This is a genomic window from Desulfobacterales bacterium, assembly GCA_029211065.1.
Lineage (GTDB): Bacteria > Desulfobacterota > Desulfobacteria > Desulfobacterales > JARGFK01 > JARGFK01.
In genome coordinates this window covers 1-6,426 of sequence record JARGFK010000163.1, presented here as the reverse complement: position 1 = coordinate 6,426, position 6,426 = coordinate 1, and the positions used below count along the sequence as shown (strand labels likewise).

General features: G+C 52.8%; 9 protein-coding genes. 3 read left to right on the top strand and 6 right to left on the bottom strand.

Features of this window, described 5'->3' with window-relative positions:
* The coding region (locus P1P89_21520; protein ID MDF1594097.1) for a hypothetical protein at positions 1-242 on the top strand (242 nt) is incomplete at its 5' end.
* A 157-nt stretch (positions 243-399) separates the two neighbouring features.
* Here the strand turns inward: P1P89_21520 and P1P89_21515 are convergent.
* From P1P89_21515 to P1P89_21495, 5 genes are all read right to left on the bottom strand, one after another.
* Positions 400-1,680, bottom strand: coding sequence for an iron-containing alcohol dehydrogenase (locus P1P89_21515; protein ID MDF1594096.1), 1,281 nt, complete (start codon positions 1,678-1,680; stop codon positions 400-402).
* A gap of 26 nt (positions 1,681-1,706) precedes the next feature.
* Positions 1,707-2,687, bottom strand: coding sequence for a hypothetical protein (locus tag P1P89_21510; protein ID MDF1594095.1), 981 nt, complete (start codon positions 2,685-2,687; stop codon positions 1,707-1,709).
* A 52-nt stretch (positions 2,688-2,739) separates the two neighbouring features.
* Entirely contained in the window at positions 2,740-3,159 is a 420-nt protein-coding gene (locus tag P1P89_21505) for a DUF2914 domain-containing protein (GenBank protein ID MDF1594094.1), read from the bottom strand.
* A gap of 152 nt (positions 3,160-3,311) precedes the next feature.
* Positions 3,312-4,502, bottom strand: a complete 1,191-nt coding sequence (locus tag P1P89_21500; protein MDF1594093.1) for an MFS transporter — start codon at positions 4,500-4,502, stop codon at positions 3,312-3,314.
* Entirely contained in the window at positions 4,502-4,909 is a 408-nt protein-coding gene (locus P1P89_21495) for a hypothetical protein (protein MDF1594092.1), read from the bottom strand. The genes P1P89_21500 and P1P89_21495 overlap by 1 nt, the downstream gene beginning before the upstream one ends.
* 214 nt (positions 4,910-5,123) lie before the next feature.
* Here P1P89_21495 and P1P89_21490 point away from each other — a divergent pair, with 214 nt between their 5' ends.
* The gene (locus P1P89_21490) at positions 5,124-5,285 is read left to right on the top strand and encodes a hypothetical protein (protein MDF1594091.1); all 162 of its coding nucleotides are present in this window, start codon (positions 5,124-5,126) and stop codon (positions 5,283-5,285) included.
* A 68-nt stretch (positions 5,286-5,353) separates the two neighbouring features.
* Here the strand turns inward: P1P89_21490 and ybaK are convergent, their stop codons facing one another.
* Positions 5,354-5,827 (bottom strand): Cys-tRNA(Pro) deacylase, encoded by a 474-nt coding sequence (gene ybaK / locus P1P89_21485; protein ID MDF1594090.1) that lies wholly within the window; start codon positions 5,825-5,827, stop codon positions 5,354-5,356.
* A gap of 271 nt (positions 5,828-6,098) precedes the next feature.
* Between ybaK and P1P89_21480 the strand changes: the two genes are divergently transcribed.
* Positions 6,099-6,426 (top strand): Mur ligase domain-containing protein (locus P1P89_21480; GenBank protein ID MDF1594089.1); only part of this gene is annotated, 328 nt, incomplete at its 3' end.

Sequence of the window (6,426 nt, the reverse complement as noted above, 5' to 3'; positions counted from 1 at the left end):
ATGCTTGGGTCCATAAACTGTCTAACTCGCTATTATTACTACTTTATAGGGTCGTTTTAAAAGAGCCGCACCCAAATGATTTTGCCGGCTTAGAAGCTCTGGAACATCAGTTGCTTGCGTTCCAAAATCATTATGAGAAAATCGCAAAACCGATTAAATGGAAATTTACGAAGAAAGATCTTAACAGAATTCTTTTAAAGCTTTCTTCAGATACTGGCCTCCTTGAAAAAATGGCCGCATAAAATACGTCACAGTAATTACGAATTAGAGCACTTAGGGTCCCGTTTTGCGGGCCTGGTGTCTTCCATCGTGGCCCCATCCTGGACCGGTATGGTCCGTACCCCCTTTGAAAAAAGGGGCGCAGGGGGGATTTAATAAAGGGTGAAATGATGCCGCTTTCTACCAGTAAAGCATGGCATCCTTGAAAACTGCACGCAGATCGGCTTCCGTCACCGGCCGGGGAGACAGTTTGATCACCCGGTGCTGGGGCAGTGCGCCTGCTACCAGCTTTGGGATGTCGTCCGGCGTATACCCCACGGCGCTGAGGCCGTTGGGGATTTTAAGGCGCTTCATAAAGGCGATGACCTGTTCGGCGATAATGTCGCCGGCGTCTTCGGGTTTGGCTTTAGATATGTCGGCGCCCAGCGCCTCGGCGGCCTGGAGGTGTTTTTCCGGGCAGGCCGGGGCGGTAAAACGGAAGGCAGCCGGAGCGTTCAGGACCACGGCCATGCCGTGGGGCACCAGGGGGCGGTCCCCGGGATATTCTTTGGGTCGATAATTTTTTACCATGCCGGACACCGGGTAGGACATGCCGTGGGGCAGGGTGACCCCGGCGTTTCCAAACCCGATACCGGCAAAGGAGGCGGCCAGCATCATTATGCCGCGGGCTTTTTCATCGGAAGGATTCTCAACCGCCTGAATAAAATTTTCTTTCAGCATCCGCAGCGCCTGCAGCGCCCACAGATCACTCACCGGGTTCGATCCCTGGTAAGCGGGCCGCAGAATCGGTTTCTCCGGCCGGGGGCGCTGATCAAACGGCAGGGCGGTATAAGATTCGATGGCGTGGGTCAGCACGTCGAGACCTGTCGAAGCGGCAATGATGGGCGGCAGTGTCCGGGTGTTCTCCGGGTCTACGATTCCCAGGGTGGGTTTCAATCGGCGGTGAGCGATGCCTGTTTTGGCGTGCATCGCTTCAAGATCAAAAATAACGACTCCGGTGGTTTCACTGCCGGTCCCGGCGGTGGTCGGTATGGCGAAAAGGGGTTTGAGCGCCCCGGGAACGGGCTGCCCCTTTCCCACCGGCGGGTTTACATAATCCAGAAAATCAGCCGGTGGATACGTGGCATACAGGTTGGCCGCCTTGGCGGTATCAATGACGGATCCGCCGCCGACGGCGACAAAGCCGTCGAAATCGCCGGCGGTGGCAAAGGCGATGGCATCCTTTAACGACGCATCCGTCGGTTCGACCCGGACGTCCGGGTAGAGCGCATAATCGATCTTCTGGTCCTCAAGGGACGCCAAGACCGTCTGAACCGGCTGCAGCTTACTTAAATGCGCATCGGTTAACACCATGACCCGCTTGACCCTCATTTCCGCCAGGTCCATACCGACTTCACGGGTGGTCCCTTTGCCGAAACGAATATTGGAACTCGCCATTTCAAAGGCATAATCGGTTTCCATAAAAGCTCCTCCTAAGTTCATATCCGTCAGGCTAAGAGCCTGCCGTTTTTGAGTATGACCGTTTCATCGGCCCGGATGGTCGGTTTGTGCATGAGCGCATCAAAATGGGTGGACGCTTTGATTCGGCCGCCTAGATTGATACTGGTGCCGATGCCGATGTGGGCGGTGCCGTAGGCGCCTTCGTCGTAATTGCAGCCCAATATCCCCACCGGCTTTTTTATTTTCGGGTTCAACCCCACGGCAACCTGGGCAATGTTGTATACCGCGGGGTCTTTCTGGGCCTGCCAGATCCGGTTAAGGGTTTCGGCTACCGGACCGCCGGCGGTGCTGACAACCATTCCCTGTTTGATTTCGAAAATTACGGGTTCAGACAGCAGTCCGATGTCCAGATAGGGAATACTGGCATCGGCCACAAAGGTCCCTTCCATGGACCCTTCAATGGGCGAAATATTGGCCTCGATGTTCGGCGCAGAAGAAAATTGACCGGGTCGGTCCACCAGGCAGCAGTGGGCGTTTCCCTTTCGACCTTTGACACTGACAGTTAAACGGGTGCCGGCAGCAGTGGTGATGGTTAATGTCGAGGCGCGGGTAAGCAGTCGGGCGACTCTTTCGCAGAGGGGGCGCTCCTTTTTAAAATCAGCGCTGAACGCATCCGAAAGCATGAGATTTTGAGACAGAGCCGTAAGGGACAGTACCCGGGCGCCGGCTGCCAGGGCTTCTTTAACAGCACTGGTGTGGGCCAGAGATTTTTGGACCGGCAGCAGGATGACGCCGGCCTTTTTCATGGCTGCAGCAACAGCGGCGGTGGGTTCCTGGCCGTCTACTTTTCGGGGCGGCATCGCTGCAACCGTCACAACGGCACCGGTTGACCGGGCCGCTTCAGCCAGAAGGTCCGCGCAGGCTTCAGTTTTAGAATCGGATACAATGAGAACGGTTTCATTTGCTTTAACGGCGGTACAGACGGCAACAATAATCCGGGCGCTTTTTTGCAGCAGCGTTTTATTCAAAACTCTGTCTCCGGTATAAAGCAACGACCGGCCGCCATACAGGAAGGATCGACTACGGTTTCAGAATCTGAAAATTAATGACTTCCAGCTTGTTTTCCGAAGCGTCCAGTATTTCCACATGCCACGCGCCGGTTTCATGGGGCCGGATGTTTTTCATACTGTAGGTCCGCCAGGAGGCGGAATTAACCGGCAGCGAAATGCGAAACATTTCGGCATTGCCGTAGTACCACACATGGGAAACCGTGGTGGGGGTTTTGGCCCCGATGATTTTACTGAAGCAATAAAGTTTTCCAATTGAATCCGGAAAGCTGGTTTCGGCGCCGATTGGTTGGCGCTCGACCACATCCTGACAGACAACGGCTTCCACATCCAGTACATCCGGCGCTTGAGAGAATGCGGTTTGCGGCGCGTAAAGTAAAAAAAGTAAAAAAAGAGCAACGGCTGTGCGGGGAAATGTAACCATCTGTTTCATAAAAAATCCTCCCTATAATTTATATGAATCTTTATCGATGTTATGAAGGAAATCCGTATGCAATATATAGCATTCTCTCGGCAGGAAGAAAAATGTTTTTTTTAAATCTCTTTGAAAATGCTGTTTGCTGGAATACATCCGGCGCATGATTTTTATGACAATGGCGCCATTTTCAGACGGCGCCTGATCATCAGAAACCCCAGCAGCGTAATGGTTGCAAAGGCCGCACCTGCAAAAAACGGCATGGCTGCGCCGTACAGGTCCCACAGCAGGCCGGCGATGAGACTGGCGGCCAGAATTGAAATGCCGCTGACCATGCTGAACACGCCAAAGGCCGTCCCCCTGAGATTTTGAGGAGCGGTATCAGCCACCATCGCCGCCAGCAGGCCTTGGGTGAGGCCCATGTGAAGCCCCCAGAGTCCGGCACCGGCCATCACCTGCCAGATGCCGGCTGCGAATGCCAGAACCAGGTCTGAAATAATTAAAACGCATAATCCCGCCGCCATTAAACCGGACCGTCCGATGCGGTCGGACAGCTTCCCGGCCGGATAAGCGGTCAATGCACAAACAAGGTTTAAAACCAGCAGGATCGCCGGAATGCTGAATAGCTTCATCCCGACATTTTCCGCTCGCAGCAGTAAAAACGCTTCGCTGAATCTTGCCAGGGTGAATACCCCTCCAAAGGCGACAACCAGCCAGTAGGCGCGGCTTAGCGCTGTAATATCCCTCAGCTGCAGGGTGCGGTTGGATGTCTTAATAACTGACCCGGCCGGTTCTTTCACGCCGAAGTCAAGGATAGCGACGGACAGAAGTCCGGGCACCACTGCGATCCAGAATACGCTGCGAAAACTGTTGGCGGTCACCAGCATTAAGACCATGGACAGCAGGGGGCCCAGAAAGGCGCCCACCGTGTCGAGAGACTGGCGCAGGCCATAGGCGGCGCCCCTTATCCGGGGAGGGGTCAGATCGGCAATCAGGGCGTCGCGGGGCGCCCCCCGGATCCCTTTTCCGAGCCGGTCCAGAAGTCGCGCCGTAAAGACGAGTCCGACACCGCCGGCGAGGGCAAACAGCGGCTTGGTTAAAGCTCCCAGGCCGTATCCGGCGATGGCCAAAGCTTTGCGCCGGCCCAGTCGGTCGCTTAACGCACCGGAAAAGGCCCTGATAATTAAAGCGGCGGCTTCCGACACCCCTTCAATCAGGCCGACGACCGCTGCGCCTGCTCCCAGGGAGGACACGAGGAAAATCGGCAGCAGGCTGTGGATCATCTCGGAAGAGATATCCATGAACATGCTGACAAAACCCAGTGCCCAGACACTTTTCGGTATCGCGGGGAAATCGCGCATTACCTGCTGACCCAGCGCAGCCAGATGCTTGCAGCAACGCCCCAAACCGCATTATAAAACAGAACAAACACAGGGGTTAATGTGCCCAGCTGCAGCCCCATGGGGCCTTTATGGGCGATCAGGGGGAAAATAACAAAGAGTTGGACCAGGCTCGGACCGATACTGAAAATCAACCCCCTTGAGAAAAAACGATCCGATGACATCGGCAGCAGGAACAGCAGCCCCCAAATGCCGCCCCAGACAATCCGGGGGTAAAGCCATGGGGGCGTCAACGCCGGCGCCAGTTTGACCCCGGCAGCCGATGTAATCCCGATATCTCCGAAAAACCAAACCGCCAGACTGTTTAAAAGGCCTCCCAAGCATCCGGCAGCAAAAACCAGTGTTAATTTTTTGGCAAACTTAGTCATGTCGTCTCCTTATGCCTGAATTTTGCAAGAATCAGGTTCTAACTGTTGCGATGTGCCAGCCGCCAGATTGACCTGTAGCGTAATCCACCTTTCCCTGTTTATCAAGACATATCAGGGACATCGTCCTGTTGATGCGGCTGGGCTGGAAAATAGTTTCAATTATGGGATTTATATATATTACTTATATGTATTTATATCATATTGAAAATACAATATTGTATTTTACAATACGAGGTGCAAAAACATCCATAATATTATGATGAAAAATCTGATGGATTTTTCCATGGGATCCATTGCCTACTGGGCCATCGGTTTCGGCCGGTTATATGAAGACATCCCAAAAGATAGAAGCCACTTAAAGCGGTTCCGCAGTTAAAAATACAATTAGAAATATAAAAACAAATCTGACGGCAGGGTTTATTTACTAAGTCGGTTACTATAATCTTAACGGCAAATATTAGCGGTTTCTGCCGCACATAATCGGATGAGATCGTCAGGGGCAAGTTCGATCTGAAGACCGCGTTTTCCGGCACTGACGTAAATGGTTCGGTATTTCAGGGCCGATAGATCAACAATGGTCGGCAAACGCTTGCGCTGCCCCAGGGGGCTGATGCCGCCCAGAACATATCCGGTGGCCCTTTCGGCATCCCTAGCATCTGCCATGACTGCTTTTTTGGCGTGTGCTGCAACCGCATAGGACTTAAGGTCCAGTTGCGTGGATACCGGCACAATGGCGACAGCCAGCGGATCTTTTAACCCACTCAAAGAAACCACCAGGGTTTTAAAGATCTGATCCGGACTGACGCCCAAGGCGTCAGCGGCTTCAAGGCCATAGGCAGTGACGTTTGGATCATGTCCGTATTCATGCAGGGTGTACTTGATTTTTGCCGCAAGGGCCGCAGTCACTGCCGGTGTCATATCAATATCCAGCGTAAGGGTTCAATCCCGATTTTATTATAGGAAAGGTTCCGGGGATGTTCAACAGAAAGAAAAAAATAGAAAAAGACAACAAAAACGGCCCGGCCGGCGTATCGGCTGCTAAATTTTTGAATATACAGCAAAAAAACCACCTATAATTAAAAATACTACTTGCTTAATTCAATGGTTTATAATAATTGGCATCAGTTTTTCCTCACTTTATAATTGGGCGGAATGCGGTAAAAAAATCATAGGATGATGCAGGCACAATTTGAATTTAACTCCCATTTCCTTGCCTGAATTATTTCGCCTGGCCGGTGTCGTCCCAGTTGATCCGGTTCCGGATCGCCTTTCAGTCGCAGGCATTACAGAATCAACGACTGACCTTAAAGCGGGCATGGTATTTGTCGCCCGCGAAGGGGTGACATTCAACGGGCACGATTTTCTGAATATTGCCGCTGCCAAGGGGGCCTGTGCGGCAATTGTCAAACAAAAACCCTCCCATACCAACGGTCTGATATCCATCCGGGTTGCCGACACAGCTGAAGCACTGGGCAGGCTTAGTGCCGGGTTTTACGGAAATCCCTCACACAGGCTGC

Excerpts from the sequence above, each read along its gene's own strand:
- P1P89_21515 (MDF1594096.1), bottom strand. The coding sequence starts at position 1,680 with ATGGAAACCGATTATGCCTTTGAAATGGCGAGTTCCAATATTCGTTTC.
- P1P89_21500 (MDF1594093.1), bottom strand. The coding sequence starts at position 4,502 with ATGCGCGATTTCCCCGCGATACCGAAAAGTGTCTGGGCACTGGGTTTT.
- P1P89_21495 (MDF1594092.1), bottom strand. The coding sequence starts at position 4,909 with ATGACTAAGTTTGCCAAAAAATTAACACTGGTTTTTGCTGCCGGATGC.
- P1P89_21505 (MDF1594094.1), bottom strand. The coding sequence starts at position 3,159 with ATGAAACAGATGGTTACATTTCCCCGCACAGCCGTTGCTCTTTTTTTA.
- ybaK (MDF1594090.1), bottom strand. The coding sequence starts at position 5,827 with ATGACACCGGCAGTGACTGCGGCCCTTGCGGCAAAAATCAAGTACACC.